The sequence below is a fragment of the Nonomuraea sp. NPDC050328 genome (assembly GCF_044459405.1).
Classification (GTDB): Bacteria; Actinomycetota; Actinomycetes; order Streptosporangiales; family Streptosporangiaceae; genus Nonomuraea.
Genome location: NZ_JBITIW010000002.1, coordinates 953,410 through 974,813 on the forward strand (window position 1 = coordinate 953,410; position 21,404 = coordinate 974,813).

At 71.7% G+C, this 21,404-nt stretch carries 16 protein-coding genes and 1 tRNA gene; 13 read left to right on the top strand and 4 right to left on the bottom strand.

Translation table 11 applies throughout. The features are described from left to right. Positions 1-25 precede the first annotated feature (25 nt). From lgt to ACIBG7_RS10600, 4 genes are read left to right on the top strand one after another with little or no spacing between them, the layout of a single operon-like run. Positions 26-1,072 carry a prolipoprotein diacylglyceryl transferase gene (gene lgt, locus ACIBG7_RS10585; RefSeq protein WP_397335866.1) on the top strand — a complete coding sequence of 349 codons (1,047 nt, stop codon included), beginning with the start codon at positions 26-28 and terminating at the stop codon, positions 1,070-1,072. Then, positions 1,069-1,773: a VIT1/CCC1 transporter family protein gene (locus ACIBG7_RS10590; protein WP_397335867.1), complete on the top strand. Its 705-nt coding sequence runs from the start codon at positions 1,069-1,071 to the stop codon at positions 1,771-1,773. The genes lgt and ACIBG7_RS10590 overlap by 4 nt, the downstream gene beginning before the upstream one ends. Beyond that, the gene (locus ACIBG7_RS10595; protein WP_357924549.1) at positions 1,770-2,915 is read left to right on the top strand and encodes a hypothetical protein; all 1,146 of its coding nucleotides are present in this window, start codon (positions 1,770-1,772) and stop codon (positions 2,913-2,915) included. Before ACIBG7_RS10590 ends, ACIBG7_RS10595 begins: the two co-directional genes overlap by 4 nt. Continuing rightward, complete coding sequence (locus ACIBG7_RS10600) at positions 2,915-3,505, top strand: hypothetical protein (protein ID WP_357924552.1); 591 nt, start codon at positions 2,915-2,917, stop codon at positions 3,503-3,505. The genes ACIBG7_RS10595 and ACIBG7_RS10600 overlap by 1 nt, the downstream gene beginning before the upstream one ends. Positions 3,506-3,518: 13 nt before the next feature. On the opposite strand, the gene ACIBG7_RS10605 is transcribed toward ACIBG7_RS10600, so the two are convergent. After that, positions 3,519-5,066 carry a bis-aminopropyl spermidine synthase family protein gene (locus ACIBG7_RS10605; RefSeq protein WP_397335868.1) on the bottom strand — a complete coding sequence of 516 codons (1,548 nt, stop codon included), beginning with the start codon at positions 5,064-5,066 and terminating at the stop codon, positions 3,519-3,521. A gap of 123 nt (positions 5,067-5,189) precedes the next feature. On the opposite strand from ACIBG7_RS10605, the gene ACIBG7_RS10610 reads away from it, so the two are divergent. From ACIBG7_RS10610 to ACIBG7_RS10640, 7 genes are all read left to right on the top strand, one after another. Further along, positions 5,190-6,668: a carboxylesterase/lipase family protein gene (locus ACIBG7_RS10610; RefSeq protein WP_397335869.1), complete on the top strand. Its 1,479-nt coding sequence runs from the start codon at positions 5,190-5,192 to the stop codon at positions 6,666-6,668. A 209-nt stretch (positions 6,669-6,877) separates the two neighbouring features. Then, the gene (gene gltB, locus ACIBG7_RS10615; RefSeq protein ID WP_397335870.1) at positions 6,878-11,392 is read left to right on the top strand and encodes a glutamate synthase large subunit; all 4,515 of its coding nucleotides are present in this window, start codon (positions 6,878-6,880) and stop codon (positions 11,390-11,392) included. Between the two features lie 80 nt (positions 11,393-11,472). Continuing rightward, positions 11,473-12,924 carry a glutamate synthase subunit beta gene (locus ACIBG7_RS10620; protein ID WP_397335871.1) on the top strand — a complete coding sequence of 484 codons (1,452 nt, stop codon included), beginning with the start codon at positions 11,473-11,475 and terminating at the stop codon, positions 12,922-12,924. A gap of 163 nt (positions 12,925-13,087) precedes the next feature. Continuing rightward, positions 13,088-14,755 (top strand): S8 family peptidase, encoded by a 1,668-nt coding sequence (locus ACIBG7_RS10625; protein WP_397335872.1) that lies wholly within the window; start codon positions 13,088-13,090, stop codon positions 14,753-14,755. Positions 14,756-14,764: 9 nt separating this feature from the next. Continuing rightward, the gene (locus ACIBG7_RS10630) at positions 14,765-15,115 is read left to right on the top strand and encodes a DUF2784 domain-containing protein (protein WP_357924569.1); all 351 of its coding nucleotides are present in this window, start codon (positions 14,765-14,767) and stop codon (positions 15,113-15,115) included. 35 nt (positions 15,116-15,150) lie between these two features. Further along, complete coding sequence (pyk, locus tag ACIBG7_RS10635) at positions 15,151-16,578, top strand: pyruvate kinase (RefSeq protein ID WP_357924571.1); 1,428 nt, start codon at positions 15,151-15,153, stop codon at positions 16,576-16,578. Between the two features lie 109 nt (positions 16,579-16,687). Further along, positions 16,688-17,137 carry a hypothetical protein gene (locus ACIBG7_RS10640; protein WP_397335873.1) on the top strand — a complete coding sequence of 150 codons (450 nt, stop codon included), beginning with the start codon at positions 16,688-16,690 and terminating at the stop codon, positions 17,135-17,137. Between the two features lie 37 nt (positions 17,138-17,174). Here the strand turns inward: ACIBG7_RS10640 and dapD are convergent, their stop codons facing one another. Beyond that, positions 17,175-18,122 carry a 2,3,4,5-tetrahydropyridine-2,6-dicarboxylate N-succinyltransferase gene (gene dapD / locus ACIBG7_RS10645; protein WP_357924575.1) on the bottom strand — a complete coding sequence of 316 codons (948 nt, stop codon included), beginning with the start codon at positions 18,120-18,122 and terminating at the stop codon, positions 17,175-17,177. Positions 18,123-18,163: 41 nt separating this feature from the next. After that, positions 18,164-18,237: transfer RNA gene (locus tag ACIBG7_RS10650), tRNA-Leu, on the bottom strand. 90 nt (positions 18,238-18,327) lie between these two features. Between ACIBG7_RS10650 and ACIBG7_RS10655 the strand changes: the two genes are divergently transcribed. Together ACIBG7_RS10655 and ACIBG7_RS10660 are read left to right on the top strand one after the other, a co-directional pair. Next, on the top strand, positions 18,328-18,921 hold the full coding sequence (locus tag ACIBG7_RS10655; RefSeq protein ID WP_357924578.1) for a response regulator: 594 nt from the start codon (positions 18,328-18,330) through the stop codon (positions 18,919-18,921). 245 nt (positions 18,922-19,166) lie between these two features. Beyond that, the gene (locus tag ACIBG7_RS10660; RefSeq protein ID WP_357924579.1) at positions 19,167-20,435 is read left to right on the top strand and encodes an ABC transporter substrate-binding protein; all 1,269 of its coding nucleotides are present in this window, start codon (positions 19,167-19,169) and stop codon (positions 20,433-20,435) included. On the opposite strand, the gene ACIBG7_RS10665 is transcribed toward ACIBG7_RS10660, so the two are convergent. Beyond that, positions 20,427-20,978 (bottom strand): hypothetical protein, encoded by a 552-nt coding sequence (locus ACIBG7_RS10665; RefSeq protein WP_397335875.1) that lies wholly within the window; start codon positions 20,976-20,978, stop codon positions 20,427-20,429. The two genes, ACIBG7_RS10660 and ACIBG7_RS10665, sit on opposite strands and share 9 nt — an antisense overlap. Positions 20,979-21,404: the final 426 nt, after the last annotated feature.

A 21,404-nucleotide genomic window follows, 5' to 3' on the forward strand; every position in this document is an offset into this window, starting at 1 on the left:
CGCGCGTCCGCTACCCTCACGTGACATGCCCCTCCTTTCGATTCCCAGCCCGGACCAAGGGGTCTGGTGGCTCGGCCCGATTCCCATCAGGGCCTATGCGCTGTGCATCGTGCTCGGCGTCATCCTCGCGGTCTGGCTCGGCGAGCGCCGCTGGCGCAAGCGCGGCGGCACGCCGGGCGTGATCGTCGACATCGCCGTCCCCGCCGTGGTGTGGGGACTGATCGGCGGCCGGCTCTACCACGTCATCACCGACTGGCAGATCTACTTCGGGCCCAAGGCGCAGAAGGAGCCCTACCAGGCGCTGTTCATCTGGGAAGGCGGGCTGGGCATCTGGGGCGCCATCGCGCTCGGCGGCTTCGGCGTGTGGCTGTCGTGCCGCCGGCGAGGCCTGTCGCTCAGCGCGGTGGCCGACGCCGTCGCGCCCGGCATCGCCTTCGCGCAGGCCATCGGGCGCTGGGGCAACTGGTTCAACCAGGAGCTGTTCGGCGGGCCCACCGATCTCCCCTGGGGGCTGGAGATCACGCCGGGCCAGGCGGGCACCGTCCCGGGCTACACCGGGCTGTACCACCCGACCTTCCTGTACGAGTCGCTGTGGAACGTCGCGCTCGGCTTCCTGCTGCTGTGGGCGGGCAAGCGCTTCGACCTGCGGCACGCGCGGCTCTTCGCGCTCTACGTGGCCGGGTACACGCTCGGCCGGTTCTGGATCGAGGGCCTGCGCACCGACCCCGTCGGCGGGGTCGACCACGCGGTGGAGTTCCTCGGGCTGCGCATCAACCAGTACACCGCGATCGTGCTCTTCGTCGGGGCGCTGATCTACTTCTGGGTGCAGCGCGACAACACCAAGCCGGAGATCATCATCGACCGGTCCGCCGAGGACAAGGCCCTCGTCCCCGCCACGGTGGGCGCGACCACGGCCGACGCTGACGCCGACTCCGGTGCCACGGTGGTGGACGACGAGCCGACTGAGAAGCCCGTCGGAGAGGCGGAGCAAGACGAGGCCGAGCCCGACACCGCGGATGACCGGGCAGACGGGCATGACGAGCGGAAACCGGGGGAGAACCCGGCTTCATGAGCGAACGCGCGGAGATCCACCACCAGCATCGCGACGTCAACGGGGGCTGGCTCCGGCCCTCGGTGTTCGGCGCGATGGACGGACTGGTGTCGAACTTCGCGCTCATCGCCGGTGTCGCCGGCGGAACCGGCGACACCGAGGTCATCGCCCTGGCCGGGATCGCCGGCCTCGCCGCGGGCGCCTTCTCGATGGCCGGCGGCGAGTACGTCTCGGTCGCCAGCCAGCGCGAGCTCGCCCTGGCCGAGATCGCCGTGGAGCGGCGCGAGCTCGAACGCCGCCCCAAGGCGGAGGAGGCCGAGCTCGCCGAGGTCTTCATCGCCAAGGGCGTCGAGCCCGCGCTCGCCCGCCAGGTGGCCGAGCAGATCTCCCGCGACCCGGAGCAGGCGCTGGAGGTGCACGCCCAGGAGGAGCTGGGCGTCGCCCCCGACGACCTGCCCTCGCCCAAGGTGGCGGCCGTCTCGTCGTTTCTGGCCTTCGGCGTGGGAGCGCTCCTGCCGCTGCTGCCGTACCTCTTCGGGGTCACCAGCCTGTGGTTGTCCGCGGTGCTGTCGGGCCTGGCGCTGTTCGGCGCCGGGGCGCTCGTCTCGACGGTCACCGCCCGGAGCTGGTGGTACTCCGGCCTGCGCCAGCTCGTCGTCGGAATGCTGGCCGCCGCCCTCACCTTCGGCCTGGGCAGCCTGATCGGAACCAGTGGTCTGTGAGAAGCCGTCCCCCCAGGAGAGACCAGCGTACGGCGCGGCAGCAACGCCCGGCCCGGGGCGAGCGCGCCGCCCAGCCGCCCGCGGAGGAGCCCCGCTTCCCCGAGGGCTCGCCGTTCCAGAACCCGGCCCGCCAGGACCCGTGGCACCAGGGCGGCCCGCCCTTCCAGCAGGAGCCGCAACCGCCCCACGCCGGCTTCCCGGACCCCCGTTTCCCGGAGCAGGGCCGGCCGCGTGACGCCCATCAGGAGCCGTCGCCGTTCGGTGAGGAGCCCGAGCCCGAGGGGGGCCGCCGCGCCGAGCGGGGCCGCAAGTCCGGCAAGGACGTCCGCCCCGACCTGCGCAAGCGCCGCCGCACCCCGAAGTCGGACTGGCAGTTCCCGCTGCTCACCGACTGGGGCCTGCGGCCGGAGCAGCAGCGCCTGCTGGTGATCGTCGCCTCGGTGGCCGCCGGTCTGCTGGCCACGGTGGGCCTGGTCGTGCTGATCGGCTCGTTCGGCAACGCCACCGGCGACCCCGCCCGGGTCCCCGCCGCGGCGCAGGCCGGGCCGGGACAGGACCGGCCGGCCCGGTTCGAGGGCTGGGCCTCGCCCAAGCTGTTCGCCCCGATCGCCGATCGGGCCAAGGACGCCAAGCCGCTCAGCCAGAAGGAGCTGTTCGCGGCCAAGTCGCTGACCCGTGACAAGAAGTTGTCGCTCAAGCTGGTGGCCAGCGAGGTCGCCGCCGAGTGCGCGCCGGTGCTGTGGGGCCGCCAGCTCATCGAGCAGGTGACCGCCGCGGGCTGCTCGCAGGCGGCGCGCGGCCTGTACGCCAGCGCCGACCGGCGCTACGTGGCGCAGTACACGCTGCTCAACCTCCGGGACGCGGCCGCGGCCGACGCGCTGGTCTCCTCGCTGAAGGCGTTGTACCTGGCCGGCTGGGTCCAGCCGCTGCCCAGCGAGAAGGCGGCCTTCCCGCACCGCGCGCACACCGAGGGCGGCGCCTACGCGCTCGGGCACTACGTCGGGATCGTCTGGGTGGCTCGCGCCGACGGCGCCGAGCCGGGCCCCAAGGACGATTTCGTGTCGCTCGCGCTGACCCTGCGCGATGCGGAGAAGGCCCTTTACCGCCGCGTCGTGGCGATCACCGGACCGGGGAGCGGTTGATGCGCAAGTTGCCGAAGGTCGTTCTCGTCCCGCTGGTCGCGGTTGTCCTTGTGGTGGCCGGGCTCACCGTCTGGTGGCTGAACCAGGCGGTCAGCCCGCGGCCGGGGGTGTTCAAGGGCGAGCCGTCCTCGGCCCTGTACGCGCCGATCGCCACCCGGGCCGCCGATCCGGCCCCGCTGAAGCTGGACGAACTGTTCGCGCAGCCCACGGTGGACGGGCTGACCCGCCAGGCGACCGCGGAGTTCGCCGACTGCGGCGAGGTGCTGGACGGGGTCGAGGCGCCCGGCTGCACCCAGGCCCTGCGGGCGGTCTACGGCAACGGCTCCGTGGCCGGGCAGTTCGTGGTGTTCAACCTGGCCGACTCGGCGGCGGCCGACGCGTTCGTGACCGCGCTGGGGCAGGGCGGTTTCGTCCGGCAGGCGGCCACCTTCGACGCCGGGCGCAGCCGGGCCCAGGCTCGGGCGCTGGGCCACTTCGTGACGGTGAGCTGGGTCGGCCCGGCCGCCGGAGACCCCGACCTCGGGCCCGCGCACGTCGCCCTCGACGGCCTGGGCAAGGGTCTGCAGGCCCGCGTCCTCGCCGCCTCCTGACCCGGCCCCGCCCCTAGCTGGGCGGCAGGTCGAGGCTGGCCCGGACGGCCTGGGGGAGTGCGGCCAGCCGGTCGAGCGGGGCTTCCAGGGCGGTGAGCCCGTCGGCCCAGGGTGCGGCGGCGGTGATGAGCGCCCGCGCCTGGTTCTTGGTCAGCTCGGCCCCGCGCTGCCGGTGGGCGGTGATGAGCGCTTCCCGCCAGGTGTTGACCAGCTTGGCGTGCGCCTTGTCCAGCAGCCGCCAGACGATCGCCGCCGTCTCCTCGGCGGGGCGGGCCAGCCGTACCGCCTCGACGGCCGGACCGTCGGCCCGCAGCGAGAAAAGCGGGCCCAGCACCGGACTCAGCACCGCGGGCAGCTCGGCGGGCGGCGCGGCGAGCCAGGCCCGCACCTTGCTGCCGTGCGAGGCCAGGATGAGCCGGGGGAGGGTCGCCTCCAGCCCGGCCGGTACGGCGATCGCCACCCGGTCCTGGTTGCCCAGGTACGGCTTGGCCAGCCAGGTGGCGAGCTGCACCCGGGGCAGCCCGATCTCCTTCGGCCAGTCGCCGACCAGCAGGTCCCAGTCGGCCGGGTCGAACCCGGCGGGCAGCGGCGCGGCCGAGGCGGACTCGATCGACTGCGGCCCGTGGGTGTAGATCGCGGTGGCGTAGCGCTCGGCGCGGGCGGCCACGGCGGGCCGGGTCTTGGTGGTCGGGCGCAGGATGTACAGGTCGGCCGCCGACCCGATGGCCTCCGCGCCGAAATAGCGGTTGAAGTCGGGATACATCGCCTCGTAGGCGAGGTTGAGGTCCGACAGGCTGTTCTGGACCTTGAGCGCCAGCATCGGCGTCCGCTCGCTCGCGCCGTAGGCCAGCAGGACCCGCCCGTCGTCGCGCAGCCCCTCCACCGCCCGGGCCACGAACAGCCCGACGCCCTCCGGCGTGTACGGCGGGTCGGTCAGGGCCAGGTCGTGCTCACGCACCGAGGCGGGCAGGCCGAGCCGCAGGTCGGCCCAGTGGGTGCGCACGCCGAGCCCCTGGTCGTCGAGGTAGCCGAGGACGCGGTCGTCGATGTCCACCACGCTCACCTCGACCTCCGGGTGCACCAGCTTGACCGCCAGCGAGGTGAGGTCGTGGTCGCCCACGCACAGCAGCCGCGCGCCGGGCAGCCAGAACCGGGCCCCGAGCAGGAGCGCGCGGCGCAGCACGGTCTCCGGGGTGGCCGAGACGTGGTCGAGCTCGGCCCGCGCGCGCGGCGCCCCGGCGACCAGTTCCTCCAGCCGGGCCAGCACGCCGGCGTAGTGCGGCACGAGGTGCTCGACCGGGTCGGCGGGCGGCGGGGCGACGGCGAAGAACTCCTGGTAGTCGGGCGTGTGCGCCATCGGAACCCGCATCGTCTCGCCCCGGCGCTCCAGCTCGACCACCCGCAGCAGCGCCTCGACGCCGCGCCGCGAGGTGGCGCTCCGCCGTACCAGCTCGGCGAGGGTCCACCACTGGCCGTCGCACAGCAGCATGAGCGCGTGCCGCAGCCGCCTGCTGTCCGCGCCGGCCTCGGTGAGCAGCGCGTTCACCCCGTCACGATCCATACCGATCACCCTAGAGGACCGCGCCGGGCGCGGAGATCACCTCGCGCATGGTGACATTTGTCCTGCTCGATGCGGGATCGACGCATCTGCCGGGCTGGGGGCCCGGTTCGCGACCGTGGAGGCATGAGAACTCTGCTCCTGGCCGCGCTCTTGTTCAGCGGCTGCGCCACCGATCCGGCCGTCGTGGAGACGCCCGCGGGAGCCGTACGCGGCTCCCTCGACGGGCAGACCAGGACGTTCCAGGGAATCCGCTACGCCACCGCCGCCCGCTGGACGGCGCCGAAGCCCGCCCCGGCCTGGAAGGGCGTCCGCGACGCCCGCAAGCCCGGCCCCATGTGCCCGCAGGTCGGCTCGCAGTACGCCCAGACGGCGAGCACGAACGAGGACTGCCTGATGCTCAACGTCACCGCCCCGCGCACCGCCGGGTCCAAGCGCCCGGTCATGGTGTGGGTGCACGGCGACGGGGCCCTGGGCGCCGGGCACTTCTCCGACGCCAGGCTCCTGGCGGCCAAGGGCGTAGTCGTCGTGACGATCAACTACCGCCTCGGCGTCTTCAGCGGCTTCGGCCACCCCGGCCTGACCGACGGCGGCACGTACGGCCTGCAGGACCAGCAGGAGGCGCTGCGCTGGGTGCGGCGCTCCATCACCGCCTTCGGGGGCGACCCGGGCAACGTGACGCTCTTCGGCGTCTCCTACGGCGCCCTGGCCATCAGCGGCCACCTCACCGCCCCGGCCTCGGCCGGGCTGTTCCACCGCGCGGTGATGATGAGCGGCGAGTCGATGATGGACATGCCCGCGGGCGCCCTGGCCGCCGGGATGCCCGCCGCGCCGTCCTTCTGGCGCACGGCCGCCGAGGCCGAGGGCCTGGGACAGGTCTACGCCAAGCAACTCGGCTGTGCCGATCTGCCGTGCCTGCGGGCGCTTCCGGTCGAGCGCATCCTCAAGGTCCCGCAGATCATGAACGTCTTCCAGACCTACGCCCACGGCAACGCCGTCCTGCCCGAGTCGCCCGCCGCCGCGCTGGCCGCCGGGCGCTTCCACCGGATGCCCGTGCTGGCCGGGGCCACCAAGGACGAGCACCGGCTGTTCACCGCCCTGGAGCCGCCCCTCACCGCGGCCTCCTACGCCGAGCGGCTGAAGGCCGCCTTCGGCGAGGACGCCGCGCGCGTCGCCCGGCGCTACCCGGCCCACCCCTCGCCCGACCTGGCCTGGTCCCGCGTCATGACCGACCGCATGTGGGCACGTGGCACCGACGCCCAGAACCGTGCCCTGGCCGAGCACGTGCCGGTCTACGGCTACGAGTTCGCCGACCGGGACGCGCCGATGTTCCTGCCGATCGAGCCGCGCTTCGACTGGGGCGCCTACCACGCGGGCGACCTGCCGTATCTGTTCCCCGAACCGGGCGTGCGATTCACGCCGGAGCAGAAGCGGCTGTCGGAGCGGATGGTGGGCTACTGGACCACCTTCGCCAGGACCGGCACCCCCAACGGCCCCGGCCTGCCCGCCTGGCCGCGCCTGGAGCGGGGCACCCAGTCGCTCGCACCGGACGCGATCAAGCGGATCGACTACGCGGCCGAGCACAACCTGGCCTTCTGGCGCTGAGAGGCGCTGAGAGGCGCTGAGGCCGGCGAGTGTCTCCCGGCAGGTCCGCCCGGGGAACCTGGAGCGACCTGCCGGGAAATGTTCGCAATGTGGACGTGCTGGGCACCATTCCGGCAACGTGTTGTAACCTCGTACGCACAACGCAGCAGGGCCAACGTCGTCCCCGCCTGTAGGCAAGAAATGCAGACGAAGACGACGGGAGGGTTTCCATGCCTGCTGCCCGCAATGGCTTCCACGGGGGTTTCCCCGAGCCTCAGGGCCTCTACCACCCCGCCAACGAGCACGACGCCTGCGGCGTCGCCATGGTCGCCGATGTGGCCGGGCGCCGGGGGCATCAGATCGTGGTGAAGGCGCTGACCGCTCTGGTGAATCTCGATCACCGCGGGGCCAAGGGAAGTGAGCCGGACACCGGGGACGGCGCCGGCATCCTCACGCAGGTGCCCGACGAGTTCCTCCGCGCCACCGTGGACTTCGCCCTGCCGGAGGCGGGGGCGTACGCGGTCGGCCTGGTCTTCCTCCCCAGTGACGAGGAAGCACGGGCGATCGGCACCGGCATGATCGAGGAGATCGCCGCCGAGGAGGGCCTGACCGTGCTGGGCTGGCGCGACGTGCCGGTCGACACGGCCCTGCCGGGCCCGAGCGCCCGCGCGGTGATGCCCTTCTTCAAGCAGCTCTTCGTGAGCAGCCCGGGCGGCGAGACCGGCCTGGAGCTCGACCGGCTGGCCTTCTGCCTGCGCAAGCGGGCCGAGCACGAGGTCGACTGCTACTTCGCCTCGCTGTCGTCGCGCACGCTGGTCTACAAGGGCATGCTCACCCCGGACCAGGTCGAGCCGTTCTTCCCCGACCTGTCCGACGAGCGTTTCGCCAGCGCGATCGCTTTGGTGCACTCGCGCTTCTCCACCAACACCTTCCCGAGCTGGCCGCTGGCGCACCCCTACCGGTACGTCGCGCACAACGGTGAGATCAACACCGTCAAGGGCAACCGCAACTGGATGCGCGCCCGCGAGGCCATGCTGGCCTCCGAGCTGATCCCGGGCGACCTGGAGCGGCTCTTCCCGATCTGCGACCCGGACGCCAGCGACACCGCCTCCTTCGACGAGGTGCTGGAGCTGCTGCACCTCGGCGGGCGCTCGCTGCCGCACGCGGTGCTGATGATGATCCCGGAGGCGTGGGAGAACCACACCGAGATGGACCCGGCCCGCCGGGCCTTCTACGAGTTCCACGCCTCGATGATGGAGGCCTGGGACGGCCCGGCCTCGATCACCTTCACCGACGGCACCGTCGCCGGCGCGGTCCTCGACCGCAACGGCCTGCGCCCGGGGCGCTTCTGGGTGACCGTGGACGGCCTGGTCGTGCTGGCCTCCGAGGCCGGTGTGCTGGACATCCCGGCCGAGCAGGTCGTGCGCAAGGGCCGGCTGCAGCCGGGGCGCATGTTCCTGATCGACACCGCGCGCGGCAAGATCATCGAGGATGACGAGATCAAGGCCGAGCTCGCCGCGGCCCTGCCGTACGAGGACTGGCTGCACGCGGGCCTGGTCCGCTTCGAGGAACTGCCCGCGCGGGCGCACGAGGTGCCGACGCACGAGGCGCTGGTCAAGCGGCAGCAGACCTTCGGCTACACCGAGGAAGAGCTGCGGATCATCCTGTCGCCGATGGCCAGGAGCGGCCAGGAGCCGATCGGCTCGATGGGCACCGACACCCCGGTGGCGGTGCTGAGCGAGAAGCCGCGGCTGCTGTTCGACTACTTCAGCCAGCTCTTCGCGCAGGTCACCAACCCGCCGCTGGACGCCATCCGGGAGGAGCTGGTCACCAGCCTGGCCAGCACCCTGGGCCCGGAGGGCAACCTGCTGGAGCCGGGCCCGGCCTCCTGCCGCCAGCTCGTGCTGCCCTACCCGGTGATCGACAACGACGAGCTCGCGAAGATCATCCACATCAACGACGAGCACGACCTGCCCGGATTCCACCCGATCGTGATCTCCGGCCTCTACCCGGTCGCCGGCGGCGGCGCGGCGCTCAAGCAGCGCCTGGCCGAGATCCGCGAGGAGGCCTCCCAGGCCATCGAGTCCGGCGCCCGCATCCTGGTGCTGTCGGACCGCGGCGCCAGCGAGGAGCTCGCGCCGATCCCGTCGCTGCTGCTCACCGGCGCGGTGCACCACCACTTGATCCGCGAGAAGACCCGCACCCGGGTCGGCCTGGTGATCGAGACCGGCGAGGCCCGCGAGTGCCACCACATGGCGCTGCTCATCGGCTACGGCGCCGGCGCGGTCAACCCCTACCTGGCCATCGAGACGGTCGAGGACCTGGTCGACACCGGCGTGCTCGACCTGGACAAGCACAAGGCCGTGCGCAACCTGATCAAGGCGTACGGCAAGGGCGTCATCAAGGTGATGTCGAAGATGGGCGTCTCCACCGTCGCCTCCTACACCGGCGCGCAGATCTTCGAGGCGCTCGGCCTGGGCGAGGACGTGGTCGCCGAGTGCTTCACCGGCACCACCTCGCGCCTGGGCGGCGTCGGCTTCGACGTCCTGGCCGAGGAGGCCGCGCAGCGCCACCGCCGCGCCTACCCGCGGGTCGCCAACGCCCACCGCAAGCTGGAGGTCGGCGGCGAGTACCAGTGGCGGCGCGAGGGCGAGCCGCACCTGTTCAACCCCGAGACCGTCTTCAAGCTCCAGCACGCCACCCGCACCCGGCGGTACGAGATCTTCAAGGAGTACACGAACCTCGTGGACTCCCAGGCCGAGAAGCTGATGACGCTGCGCGGGCTGTTCAAGTTCAGGAGCGACCGGAGCCCGGTGCCGATCGAGGAGGTCGAGCCGGTCGCCGAGATCGTCAAGCGCTTCTCCACCGGCGCGATGTCCTACGGCTCCATCTCGATGGAGGCGCACGAGACGCTCGCCATCGCCATGAACCGGCTGGGCGCCAAGTCCAACACCGGCGAGGGCGGCGAGGACCCCGAGCGCCTGCACGACCCGGCCCGGCGCAGCGCCATCAAGCAGGTGGCCTCCGGCCGCTTCGGCGTCACCTCCGAGTACCTGGTCAACGCCGACGACCTGCAGATCAAGATGGCGCAGGGCGCCAAGCCCGGCGAGGGCGGCCAGCTGCCCGGCCACAAGGTCTACCCGTGGATCGCCAAGACCCGGCACTCCACACCGGGCGTCGGCCTCATCTCGCCGCCGCCGCACCACGACATCTACTCCATCGAGGACCTCGCCCAGCTCATCCACGACCTGAAGAACGCCAACCCGGTCAGCCGGGTGCACGTGAAGCTGGTCGCGGAGGTCGGTGTCGGCACCGTCGCCGCGGGCGTCTCCAAGGCGCACGCCGACGTGGTGCTCATCTCCGGCCACGACGGCGGCACCGGCGCCTCCCCGCTGACCTCGCTCAAGCACGCCGGCGCCCCGTGGGAGCTCGGCCTGGCCGAGACCCAGCAGACGCTGCTGCTCAACAACCTGCGCGACCGCATCGTCGTCCAGGTCGACGGCCAGCTCAAGACGGGCCGTGACGTGGTCATCGCCGCCCTGCTGGGCGCCGAGGAGTACGGCTTCGCCACCGCCCCGCTGGTGGTCAGCGGCTGCGTCATGATGCGCGTGTGCCACCTGGACACCTGCCCGGTCGGCGTCGCCACCCAGAACCCCGAGCTGCGCAAGCGCTTCACCGGCAAGCCGGAGTTCGTGGTCAACTTCTTCGAGTTCATCGCCGAGGAGATCCGCGAGTACCTCGCCGAGCTGGGCTTCCGCTCCCTCGACGAGGCGATCGGCCACGTCGAGCTGCTCGACACCACCGCGGCGGAGAACCACTGGAAGGCCGCCGGGCTCGACCTGTCGCCGATCCTGCACCAGCCGGCGCTGCCCGCGGGCACCCCGCTGCGCAAGACCGTCGAGCAGGAGCACGGCCTGGATCACGCGCTGGACAACACCCTCATCCAGCTCGCCGAGGGCGCGCTGGCCAGCCGCCGGCCGGTCAAGCTCGACCTGCCGATCCGCAACGTCAACCGCACCGTCGGCACCATGCTCGGCTACGAGGTCACCAAGCGGTACGGCGGAGCCGGCCTGCCCGACGACACCATCGACGTCAGCTTCACCGGCGCGGCCGGCAACTCCTTCGGCGCCTTCGTGCCCAAGGGCGTCACGCTGCGGCTGACCGGCGAGGCCAACGACTACCTGGGCAAGGGCCTGTCCGGCGGGCGCCTCACCCTCCGCCCGGCCGCCGACCTGGACGGGCACATCATCGCCGGCAACGTCGCCCTCTACGGCGCGACCTCCGGCGAGGCCTTCATCCGCGGCGTCACCGGCGAGCGCTTCTGCGTCCGCAACTCCGGCGCCACCGCGGTGGTCGAGGGCGTGGGCGACCACGGCTGCGAGTACATGACCGGCGGGCGCGTGGTCGTCCTCGGGCAGACCGGGCGCAACTTCGCCGCGGGCATGTCCGGCGGCATCGCCTACCTGCTGGACGCCCGACCCGAGCGGGTCAACCGGGAGATGGTCGCCATCGAGCCGCTGGCCGAGCAGGACGCCGAGTTCCTGCGCGGCGCGGTCGAGAAGCACTACGCCGAGACCGGCTCGCCGGTGGCCAGGGACCTGCTGGCCACCTGGGAGACGGCGCTCACCCGGTTCAGCAAGATCATGCCGACCGACTACAAGCGGGTCCTGCGCGCGGCCGAGGCCGCCCGCATCGAGGGCCGCGACGTGGACGAGGCCGTCATGGCCGCGGCGGTGCAGTCATGAGCCGCCGCCCGCTGACCCCGCGCCTGCTGGTCCCGCGCAGGCTGACCCCGCGATCCCTCGCCAAGAAGGAGGCGTAACCGATGGCCGACCCGAAGGGTTTCCTCACGCACGACCGGGAGCTGCCGGCACGCCGCCCGGTGGACGTCCGCATCCAGGACTGGCGGGAGGTCTACGAGGCCTTCCCGGCGCAGAAGCTGAACAAGCAGGCCGCGCGCTGCATGGACTGCGGCATCCCGTTCTGCCACAACGGCTGCCCGCTGGGCAACCTCATCCCCGAGTGGAACGACCTGGTCTACCGGCACGACTGGCGCGAGGCGATCGAGCGCCTGCACGCCACCAACAACTTCCCGGAGTTCACCGGCCGCCTGTGCCCGGCTCCGTGCGAGGCGGCGTGCGTGCTGGGCATCAACGCCGACCCGGTGGCGATCAAGCGGGTCGAGGTCGAGATCGTCGACCGCGCCTTCGCCGAGGGCTGGGTCCGGCCGCACCCGGCCGCCGTGAAGACCGGTAAGCGGGTGGCCGTCGTCGGCTCCGGCCCCGCCGGTCTGGCCGCGGCCCAGCAGCTCACCCGCGCCGGGCACGACGTGGTCGTGTTCGAGCGGGCCGACGCCCCGGGCGGCCTGCTGCGGTACGGCATCCCCGAGTTCAAGATGGAGAAGCGGCACATCGACCGCCGCCTGGAGCAGATGCGGGCCGAGGGCACCGAGTTCCGGGTCAACGTGAACGTCGGCGTCGACATCACCGCCGCCGAGCTGCGCGCGCAGTTCGACGCGGTGGTCCTGGCCGGCGGCGCCACCCAGTGGCGCGACCTGCCCGTCGCCGGGCGCTCGCTCCAGGGCGTCCACCAGGCGATGGAGTACCTGCCCCCGGCCAACAAGGCGCTGGCCGACTCCCCGATCAACGCCCGCGGCAAGCACGTGGTGGTGATCGGCGGTGGCGACACCGGCGCCGACTGCATCGGCACCGCGATCCGGCAGGGGGCCGCCTCGGTCACCCAGCTCGAGATCATGCCCAAGCCGCCCGCCTCGCGGGCCGGTTCGCAGCCGTGGCCGACCTTCCCGACGCTGTTCAAGATGGAGAGCGCGCACGAGGAGTTGGAGGAGGGCGGCGGCGCCCGCGTCTACGCCGTCTCCACCACCGAGTTCGTCGGCGACGAGGCCGGCAACGTGGTCGCCATCCGCCTGGTGGACGTCGAAGGCCCCGAGACGGGCTTCCGGCCCATCCCCGGCAGCGAGCGCGAGCTGCCCGCCGACCTGGTGACCCTGTCGATGGGCTTCGTCGGGCCGGAGAAGGGGCTGCTGCTGGAGGAGCTCGGCGTGTCCTTCGACGCGCGCGGCAACGTCGCCCGCGACAAGACGTACATGACCGACGTCGAGGGCGTCTTCTCCGCCGGGGACATGGGGCGGGGGCAGTCGCTCATCGTCTGGGCCATCGCCGAGGGGCGCGCCGCCGCCTCCGGGGTGGACCGCTTCCTGACGGGGGAGACGGCTCTGCCGTACCCGATCCTGCCGACGGCCCGCCCGCTGGTCTGAGGTCCGCGTCACCGGCCGGGGTCCCTCGCGGGGCCCCGGCTTTCGCGTGTCTCGGGGTACGGCGGGGCCTCAGGAAAGACCGAAATATCACGAGAAAATGGCATTCGGCCAACGAGTGCGGGAGGATGAGCGTCTTCTGGGTAAATGCGGTAGAGGGGGATACATGCGGCGGTTTGTCGGATTGGTGGCGGCGCTGGCCGTCGCCGGGGGGCTCACCGCCTGCGCGCCTGCGGTCCCGCGGACCGGCACGGCCTCCGCGCCGGTCGCCACCGGTGCGGCGGACTTCCTGGTGTTCTACGCCGACGGCGCTCAGGATGCGGCCCGTGCGGCGATCCAGCGGGCCGGTGGCACCGCGCTCGGCGCCGAGCCCAAGCTGGGCTACCTCCTGGCCAGCGGCCCCGGCGACGCCTTCGTGGACGCGCTGGACGGCGACCCCGCGGTCGCGGGCGTGACCGGCGACCGCCTGATCGGCGCCGTCACCGCCGCCCGCTGGACCGGCACCGAGGCCACCCGCCCGGCCACCGCCCTCCACGCCCTCCCCGCCACCACCGCCCGCCCGGCCACCGCGGGCCGGACGGCGATGCCCGACGTCTCCGGCATGGCGGGCGCCGCGGCCGAGCCGCTGGCCAAGCGCCAGTGGGACATGCGCATGATCGGCGCCGACCGCGCCAACACCCGCGCCCCCGGCACCAAGAAGGTCCTGGTCGGCGTGATCGACACCGGCGTGGACGGCAAGCACCCCGACCTCGCCCCCAACTTCAACCGCGCCCTGTCCCGCAACTTCGTCACCGACATCCCCAAGGACCGAGAGGGCCAGGAGGTCGACGGCGCCTGCGAGGTCAAGTCCTGCAAGGACCCGGCCGACGTGGACGACGACGGCCACGGCACCCACGTGGCCAGCACCATCGCCTCCCCGATCAACGGCGTGGGCATCGCGGGCGTGGCCCCCGGCGTGCAGATCGTCAACATCCGCGCCGGCCAGGACTCCGGCTTCTTCTTCCTCAAGCCGAGCCTCGACGCGCTCACCTACGCCGCCGACATCGGCGTCGACGTGGTGAACATGAGCTTCTACATCGACCCGTGGCTGTTCAACTGCACCGCCAACAAGTCCGACAGCAAGAAGCAGCGCCAGCAGCAGCGCGCCGTCCGCACCGGCATGCAGCGCGCGCTCGACTACGCCCACGCCAAGGGCGTCACGCTGATCAGCGCGCTCGGCAACGAGTCGATGGACCTCGGCCGACCCACCGTCGACACGGCCAGCCCCAACTACCCGCGCGGCAGCGAGCGCACCCGGGGCATCGACAACTCCTGCCTGAACCTGCCCGCCGAGGGCAAGCACGTCATCTCGGTCTCCGCGCTCGACCCGGCCGGCCGCAAGGCGAGCTACTCCAACTACGGCCTGGAGCAGGCCGACCTGTCGGCCCCCGGCGGCGACGGCGGCGGCCTGTCGACGACCCGCTCGATCCTGGCCGCCGCCCCCGAGAACGCGCTGCGCGCCGACCGCAAGCTCGACTCCTCCGGCGAGCCGACCACCAGCGAGGTCATCCGCGACTGCACGCCCGGCGACTGCTCCTACTACCAGTACCTCGACGGCACCTCCATGGCCGCCCCGCACGCCACCGGCGTCGCCGCGATCCTGATCAGCCGTTTCGGCAAGCCCGGCAAGGGCGGCGTGCGGATGGACCCCGGCAAGGTCGCCAAGCTGCTGTACGCCACCGCCACCCCCAAGGCGTGCCCGGCCGTGCGGGCCTGCGAGGGTGGTAAGTCCCGCAACGGGTTCTACGGCCGCGGCGTCGTCGACGCGCTGAAGGCGGCCACCGTCAAGCCGTAGGCTCGCGGCATGCCGTACCGCCTGCTCGCCGAAGCCGCCATGGTGGTGCACTTCCTGTTCCTGCTGTTCATGGCGGTCGGCGGCTTCCTGGCCTGGCGCTGGCCGCGGCTGATCTGGGCGCACCTGGCGGTGGCCGCCTGGGGCGTGCTGTCGGTGCTGACCGGCATGGAGTGCCCGCTGACCGTGGTCGAGAACTGGGGCCGCGAGCACGCCGGGCTCCAGGGGCTGCGGCCGGGCGGCTTCATCGACACCTACATCGAGGGCGTCGTCTACCCGGACGAGCACACGAATCTGGCGCGAATCGCCGTCGCGGCCCTGGTGTTGACCTCCTGGACGGGCTTTGTTCTCCGAAGACGGTGACAGCCGAGTGGTCTGTACCAATTAAGGTAGGAGCCGTGACTCGTCGCGCGAAAATCGTCTGCACTCTCGGTCCCGCCACCTCGTCCCCCGAACAGCTCCGCGAGCTGATCTCCGCGGGGATGGACGTGGCCCGGTTCAACCTCAGCCATGGCACTCATGAGCTTCACAAAGAGGTCTACGACCGGATCCGGGAGGTCGCGGCCGAGCTCGGCCGCGGCGTAGGCGTCCTGGCCGACCTGCAGGGTCCCAAGATCCGCGTCGGCCGGTTCGAGGAGGGCCCCGTCCGCCTGGGCTTCGGCGACGTTTTCACCATCACCACCGAAGACGTCCCCGGCGACCGCGAGCAGGTCTCCACCACCTACAAGGGCCTGCCCGGCGACGTGCGCTCCGGCGACACCATCCTCGTCGACGACGGCCGCCTGGTCCTGGAGGTCACCCGCGTCGACGGCCAGCGCGTCACCACGCGCGTCGTCATCGGCGGCATGATCTCCGACAACAAGGGCCTCAACCTGCCGGGCGTCAACGTCAGCGCCCCCGCCCTCACCGACAAGGACGAGGCCGACCTGCGCTGGGCGCTCCGCACCGGCTTCGACATGATCGCCCTGTCCTTCGTGCGCCGGCCCTCCGACGCCGACGTGGTGCGCAACATCATGGAGCAGGAGGCCGTACGGCTGCCGCTGCTGGCCAAGATCGAGAAGCCACAGGCGGTCGACCGGCTCCCCGAGATCATCGAGGCCTTCGACGGCATCATGGTCGCCCGCGGCGACCTCGGCGTCGAGCTGCCCCTCGAAGAGGTCCCGGTCGTGCAGCGCCGGATCATCGAGCTGTGCCGCGAGAAGGCCCGGCCGGTCATCGTGGCCACCCAGATGCTCGACTCGATGATGCACAGCCCGCGGCCCACCCGCGCCGAGGCCTCCGACGTCGCCTACGCCGTCATGGACGGCGCCGACGCGGTCATGCTCTCCGGCGAGACCTCCGTGGGCCAGTACCCGATCGAGTCGGTCGCCACCATGGACCGCATCGCCAGCACCGCCGAGAAGACCTCGCTGCAGGCCACGCACACCCTCGACCGGCTGCCCGAGACCACCGGCGGCGCCATCGCCCGCGCGGCGGCCGAGGTCGGCGCGGTCGTCGGGGCCAAGGCGCTGTGCGCCTTCACCATGTCGGGGGAGACCGCGCGGCGGCTGGCCCGCTACCGCTCGCCGATCCCGCTGCTGGCCTTCACCTCCGCCCCGCACGTGCGCGGGCAGCTCTCGCTGACCTGGGGCGTGGAGACCTTCCACGTGCCGTTCGTGCACCACACCGACGACATGGTCCGCCAGGTCGAGGCCTCGCTGCTGGCGCTGGGCAAGGTGGAGAAGGGCGACAAGGTGGTCATCGTGGCCGGCTCGCCTCCCGGCACCCCGGGCTCGACCAACGCGCTGCGCGTCCACACCATCGGCGCCGCCGTCTCCCACCCCTGAAGCCCGCGCGACCCCTGGCCCTGACGAGCGGGCCGGGGGCCACTGGGATCCGTTCCCGGGCCCTGAGTGGACCTGGGCCGGAGGGCGAGTCTCGCGGTCTCATGGCCGTATGAGACTCGCCTCCCTGGCCACCGCCACGCTGCTCGCGCTGAGCGCCGTCCCGCTGGCCGTCCTCCCGGCCTCCGCCTCGGCCCAGCCGGCCTCCTGCAGCCTGAACATCACCGAGCTGAGCGCCGCGACCGCCCGCGTCCGCATCCACTGCCGCGCGGAGAGCCCGTTCAGCGACAGGCTGACCTGGATCCGGCTGCACGGCGACGACTCCTTCAAGGACGACACCCTGATGGGCTGCCCGCCCACCGGAACCCTGTTCACCTGGACGAGCGACCTCGACTCGGAGTACCTCGACGAGGACCTCGCCGACACCGACGAGATCTACGCCACCGTCCAGTTCCGCCGCGCCGACGGCAGCACCTACTGGCGCGGCACCCGGCCGGTCAGCGGCCGGTACGGCTCCGCCGCAGCGCTGCTGAACCCCGGCAAGTGCGGCACCCCGGCCTGACCAGGGACCCCCGGCCACCGGAGGTCCCGGCGCGCGGCTAGTTGGCGTGCAGGGCGGCGTTGAGCTCCACGCCCGTGCCCTGTCGGGGGACCGCCTCGACCGCGCCGGTCTGCGAGTTGCGCCGCAGCAGCAGCCCGTTCACCCCGGACAGCTCCTTGCCCTTGACGACCCGGCCGTCCGGCAGCCCCACCTTGGTGCCCGCCGTGACGTACAGCCCGGCCTCGACCACGCAGTCGTCGCCGAGCGAGATGCCGATGCCGGAGTTGGCCCCCAGCAGGCAGCGCTCGCCCACCGAGATGACCTCCTTGCCGCCGCCGGACAGCGTGCCCATGATCGAGGCGCCACCGCCCACGTCGGTGCCGTCGCCGACGACCACCCCGGCCGAGATGCGCCCCTCGACCATGGAGGCGCCCAGCGTGCCGGCGTTGAAGTTGACGAAGCCCTCGTGCATGACCGTGGTGCCCGGCGCGAGGTGCGCGCCCAGCCGGACGCGGTCGGCGTCGGCGATGCGCACCCCCGAGGGCAGCACGTAGTCGACCATGCGCGGGAACTTGTCCACCCCGTAGACGGTGACCGGCCCCCGGGCGCGCAGCCGCAGCCGGGCGGCCTCGAAGCCGTCCACGGCGCACGGGCCGTGGTTCGTCCAGACCACGTTGGCCAGCAGGCCGAACAGGCCGTCCAGGTTCACCTCGTGCGGCTTGACCAGCCGGCCCGAGAGCAGGTGCAGGCGCAGGTAGGCGTCGTGCGCGTCGGCGGGCGGTTCGGAGAGCTTGGCGATGGCCGTGCGGACCGCCACGACCTCGACGCCGCGCTGGGGGTCGGGGCCCACCGCGGCGGCGAACTCGCCGGGGTCGGCCGGCCGCTCGGTGCCGGTGAAACCGGCCTCACCGAGGGCGAAGACAGGGAACCAGGTGTCGAGGACGGTGCCGTCGGCGGCGATCGTCGCCAGGCCGACGCCGTGGGCGCCAGAGTCGGTAGCAGTCACCTGCCACAAGATACCGGGCCGGCCGAAAAGGCAGCTTGAGGTGCCCTGAGTGGGATTCGAACCCACACTGAATGGTGTTTGAGACCATCGCCTCTGCCGGTTGGGCTATCAGGGCGGCGCAGGAGGTAGCCTACCGCCACATCTGGATCAGCTGGGACGGCCCTGGCCTCGCTCTAATCTAGCGGACGTCGGTACTCTTCTGCTCGTGAGTACGCAACGGCGAGTGGTGATCGCGGAAGACGAGGCCCTGATCCGCCTCGACCTCAAGGAGATGCTCCAGGAGGACGGCTACGTCGTCGTGGGCGAGGCCGGTGACGGCGAGAGCGCGATCAAACTGGCCACCGAGCTCCGGCCCGATCTGGTGATCCTCGACGTGAAGATGCCCATCCTCGACGGCATCTCGGCGGCCGAGCGCATCGTGGCCGACCGGATCGCCCCGTGCCTGATCCTGACCGCGTTCTCGCAGCGCGACCTGGTCGAGCGGGCCAGGGACGCGGGGGCGATGGCCTACCTGGTCAAGCCGTTCACCAAGGCGGACCTGGTGCCGGCGATCGAGATGGCGGTGAGCCGGCACGAGGAGATGGTCGCGCTCGCCCGCGAGGTGAGCAGCCTCGGCGGCCAGCTCGAGACCCGCAAGCTGGTGGAGCGGGCCAAGGGTCTGCTGATGGCCAAGCACGGCTGGAGCGAGCCGCAGGCCTTCCGGTGGGTGCAGAAGGCGTCGATGGACCGGCGGCTGAGCATGCGGGAGGTCGCGCAGCTCGTGATCGACGACGCGGGGCATAACGAGCAGGCCACGTGACGGTCGCGAAGCGATAACGACAGGCCCGTCCGGCGCCGATCGGACGGGTTCGCCATGCCGTGCGCCCGGCGGAGGAGTCAAGGGCGGGTAACGGCTCGGCGGCGGGCGTCAAGGCGGCGTCACATGTGCGTATCCGTACCGCAGGTGATCGCGTCGTCGCACCTGGTGGGGTCCATGCTGGCTCTGATCGCGACATATCAGTGCCCGCGTGGAGGTGACCGTACATGGTCCGAATAGTCCGAAAAGTGGCTCTGCTCGGGGCGGCCGGCCTGGTGCTGACCGCCTGCTCCGGGGGAGGCGGCACCACGGCGACCCCGGCGGCTCCGGCCCCCTCGGGACAGCAGAGCGCCCCGCCGGCCGCCACCGGCGCCGACGGCACCCTGACCATCGGCACGCTGCTGCCGCAGACCGGCTCGCTGGCCTTCCTCGGCCCGCCGATGTTCGCCGCCGTCGACCTGGCGGTCAAGGAGATCAACGACGCCGGCGGCGTGCTCGGCAAGCCGATCACGAAGATCCACACCGACTCCGGCGACACCACGACCAACCTGGCCGCCCAGTCGGTGGACCGGCTGCTGGCGCAGAAGGCCGACGCGGTCATGGGCGCGGCCTCCTCGTCGGTGTCGGAGTCGGTCATCGACAAGATCACCGGAGCCGGGGTGGTGCAGTTCTCGCCGGCCAACACCAGCGACAAGTTCACCACCATCCAGGACAACGGCCTGTACTTCCGCACCTCCCCGCCCGACGTGCTGCAGGGCCGGGTGCTCGGCGACCTGATCCTGAGCGACGGCAACGACACCGTGGGCATCCTGGCGATGCAGGACTCCTACGGCACCGGCCTGGCCGACAACGTCACCAAGGCCCTCGAGGCGGGCGGCGGCACGGTCGCCGAGCGGGTCGACTACGACCCCAAGGCCGCCGACTTCTCCGCCGACGTGGCGAAGATCAAGGCCAAGAACCCCAAGGCCGTGGTGATCATCGGCTTCGAGGAGAGCTCGAAGGTCATCCAGGAGCTGGTCAAGCAGGGGCTGACCACCGCCAAGTACAAGTGGTACATGGTCGACGGGAACACCTCGAACACCAACTACGTGAAGATGCCCAAGGGCACCCTCGTCGGGGCCAAGGGCACCATCCCCGGCGCCGCCTCGCCCGAGGCGTTCCAGGCCCGGCTCAAGGAGATCAACCCCGAGCTCAAGGACTGGAACTACGCCCCGGAGTCCTACGACGCGGTCAACCTGGTCGCGCTGGCCGCCGAGGCCGCCAAGTCCGACGCCGGCGCCGACATCGGCAAGAAGCTGTCCGAGGTCAGCAAGGGCGGCGAGAAGTGCACCGACTTCAAGAGCTGCCTCGACCTGCTCAAGGCGGGCAAGGACATCGACTACGAGGGCGTCTCGGGCCCGATCGAGTTCAACGACGCGGGCGACCCCGCCGTGGCCACGATCGGCGTCTACCAGGCCAAGGACGACAACACCTTCGGCCCGGCCATCGAGTACCGCAAGGGCAACATCTCAGGGTAGGCCGCACACCTTCTTCGCGTAGTACAGCATCTGGACCTGGGCCTTCTCGTCCGGGATCACGATGACCACGCGGGGCTTCTCCTCCCGGTCCACGGTGACACGGACCGGGAAGAGATAGGCCTTCTTGGCCTCGGCGAAGGCGTGCGGGTCGCAGCGGGCCGGGGTGACCACCACCGGGATCTCCAGCCGCGCGGCCCCCGCCTCCAGCGTGCGGACCGGCCCCTCGATCATGTAGTGCGTGGTCCCGTCGATCGAGCGGACGGTGATCGCGTTGGCGCCCGAGCGCCGGGTGAGCACCAGCGTGCCGTGCAGCTCCTTGCCCCGCTCGCGCCACTCGGGGGCGAAGGCCAGGTCGCTGAGCTTGCGCACCTGCTGGGCCTGGCACTCGTCGCGCAGCAGCCTGGCCAGCAGCGGGTCGGGGTGGGGGACCGGGAAGACCACCTTGCGCAGCGGCCCGTCGCCGACCTTGACGTGCGCGATCACCGACGCCGGCCGTACGGTCTGCTCGCCGTCATCGGAACAGACGGCCTCGCCGTACGGCATGGGAAGATCTGTCCGATTTGTACGGCGAAGCACAGCCCCCGATTTTTCCGCCGGGAGCGTTTTGAAGGACTCCGTGACGAGCTGGACGTCCGCGAAATAGATGGGAATGTCGGTTGAATTTCGGACGGCCGCCTGAAGCCGGTGCGCCGGTTCGTCCGATCGCCATTGCCCCAGGGTGACCGAAACCCCCACCGGAGGCTCGGTGGACGGAGCGGAATTCGCCGGCGGATCGGGCTGTGCCGCACACGAGCCGGTCAACAGGATCGCAAGCAGGACGCGCTTCACGTTAAGCACATTAGGCAGCACTTCCCCCGCCGGTAAGTTGAGGACTGATTACGACTCCGCATCCAAGTGCCGACAGTTCACCCCCAGCACTGGCTACGGTCATCAGGTGTTTTGTACGTTTCCGTCATTCGATCGGGACTC

Excerpts from the sequence above, each read along its gene's own strand:
- ACIBG7_RS10590 (WP_397335867.1), top strand. The coding sequence starts at position 1,069 with ATGAGCGAACGCGCGGAGATCCACCACCAGCATCGCGACGTCAACGGG.
- gltB (WP_397335870.1), top strand. The coding sequence starts at position 6,878 with ATGCCTGCTGCCCGCAATGGCTTCCACGGGGGTTTCCCCGAGCCTCAG.
- ACIBG7_RS10665 (WP_397335875.1), bottom strand. The coding sequence starts at position 20,978 with ATGCCGTACGGCGAGGCCGTCTGTTCCGATGACGGCGAGCAGACCGTA.
- ACIBG7_RS10625 (WP_397335872.1), top strand. The coding sequence starts at position 13,088 with ATGCGGCGGTTTGTCGGATTGGTGGCGGCGCTGGCCGTCGCCGGGGGG.
- ACIBG7_RS10620 (WP_397335871.1), top strand. The coding sequence starts at position 11,473 with ATGGCCGACCCGAAGGGTTTCCTCACGCACGACCGGGAGCTGCCGGCA.
- lgt (WP_397335866.1), top strand. The coding sequence starts at position 26 with ATGCCCCTCCTTTCGATTCCCAGCCCGGACCAAGGGGTCTGGTGGCTC.
- ACIBG7_RS10630 (WP_357924569.1), top strand. The coding sequence starts at position 14,765 with ATGCCGTACCGCCTGCTCGCCGAAGCCGCCATGGTGGTGCACTTCCTG.
- ACIBG7_RS10605 (WP_397335868.1), bottom strand. The coding sequence starts at position 5,066 with ATGGATCGTGACGGGGTGAACGCGCTGCTCACCGAGGCCGGCGCGGAC.
- ACIBG7_RS10610 (WP_397335869.1), top strand. The coding sequence starts at position 5,190 with ATGAGAACTCTGCTCCTGGCCGCGCTCTTGTTCAGCGGCTGCGCCACC.
- ACIBG7_RS10640 (WP_397335873.1), top strand. The coding sequence starts at position 16,688 with ATGAGACTCGCCTCCCTGGCCACCGCCACGCTGCTCGCGCTGAGCGCC.
- ACIBG7_RS10600 (WP_357924552.1), top strand. The coding sequence starts at position 2,915 with ATGCGCAAGTTGCCGAAGGTCGTTCTCGTCCCGCTGGTCGCGGTTGTC.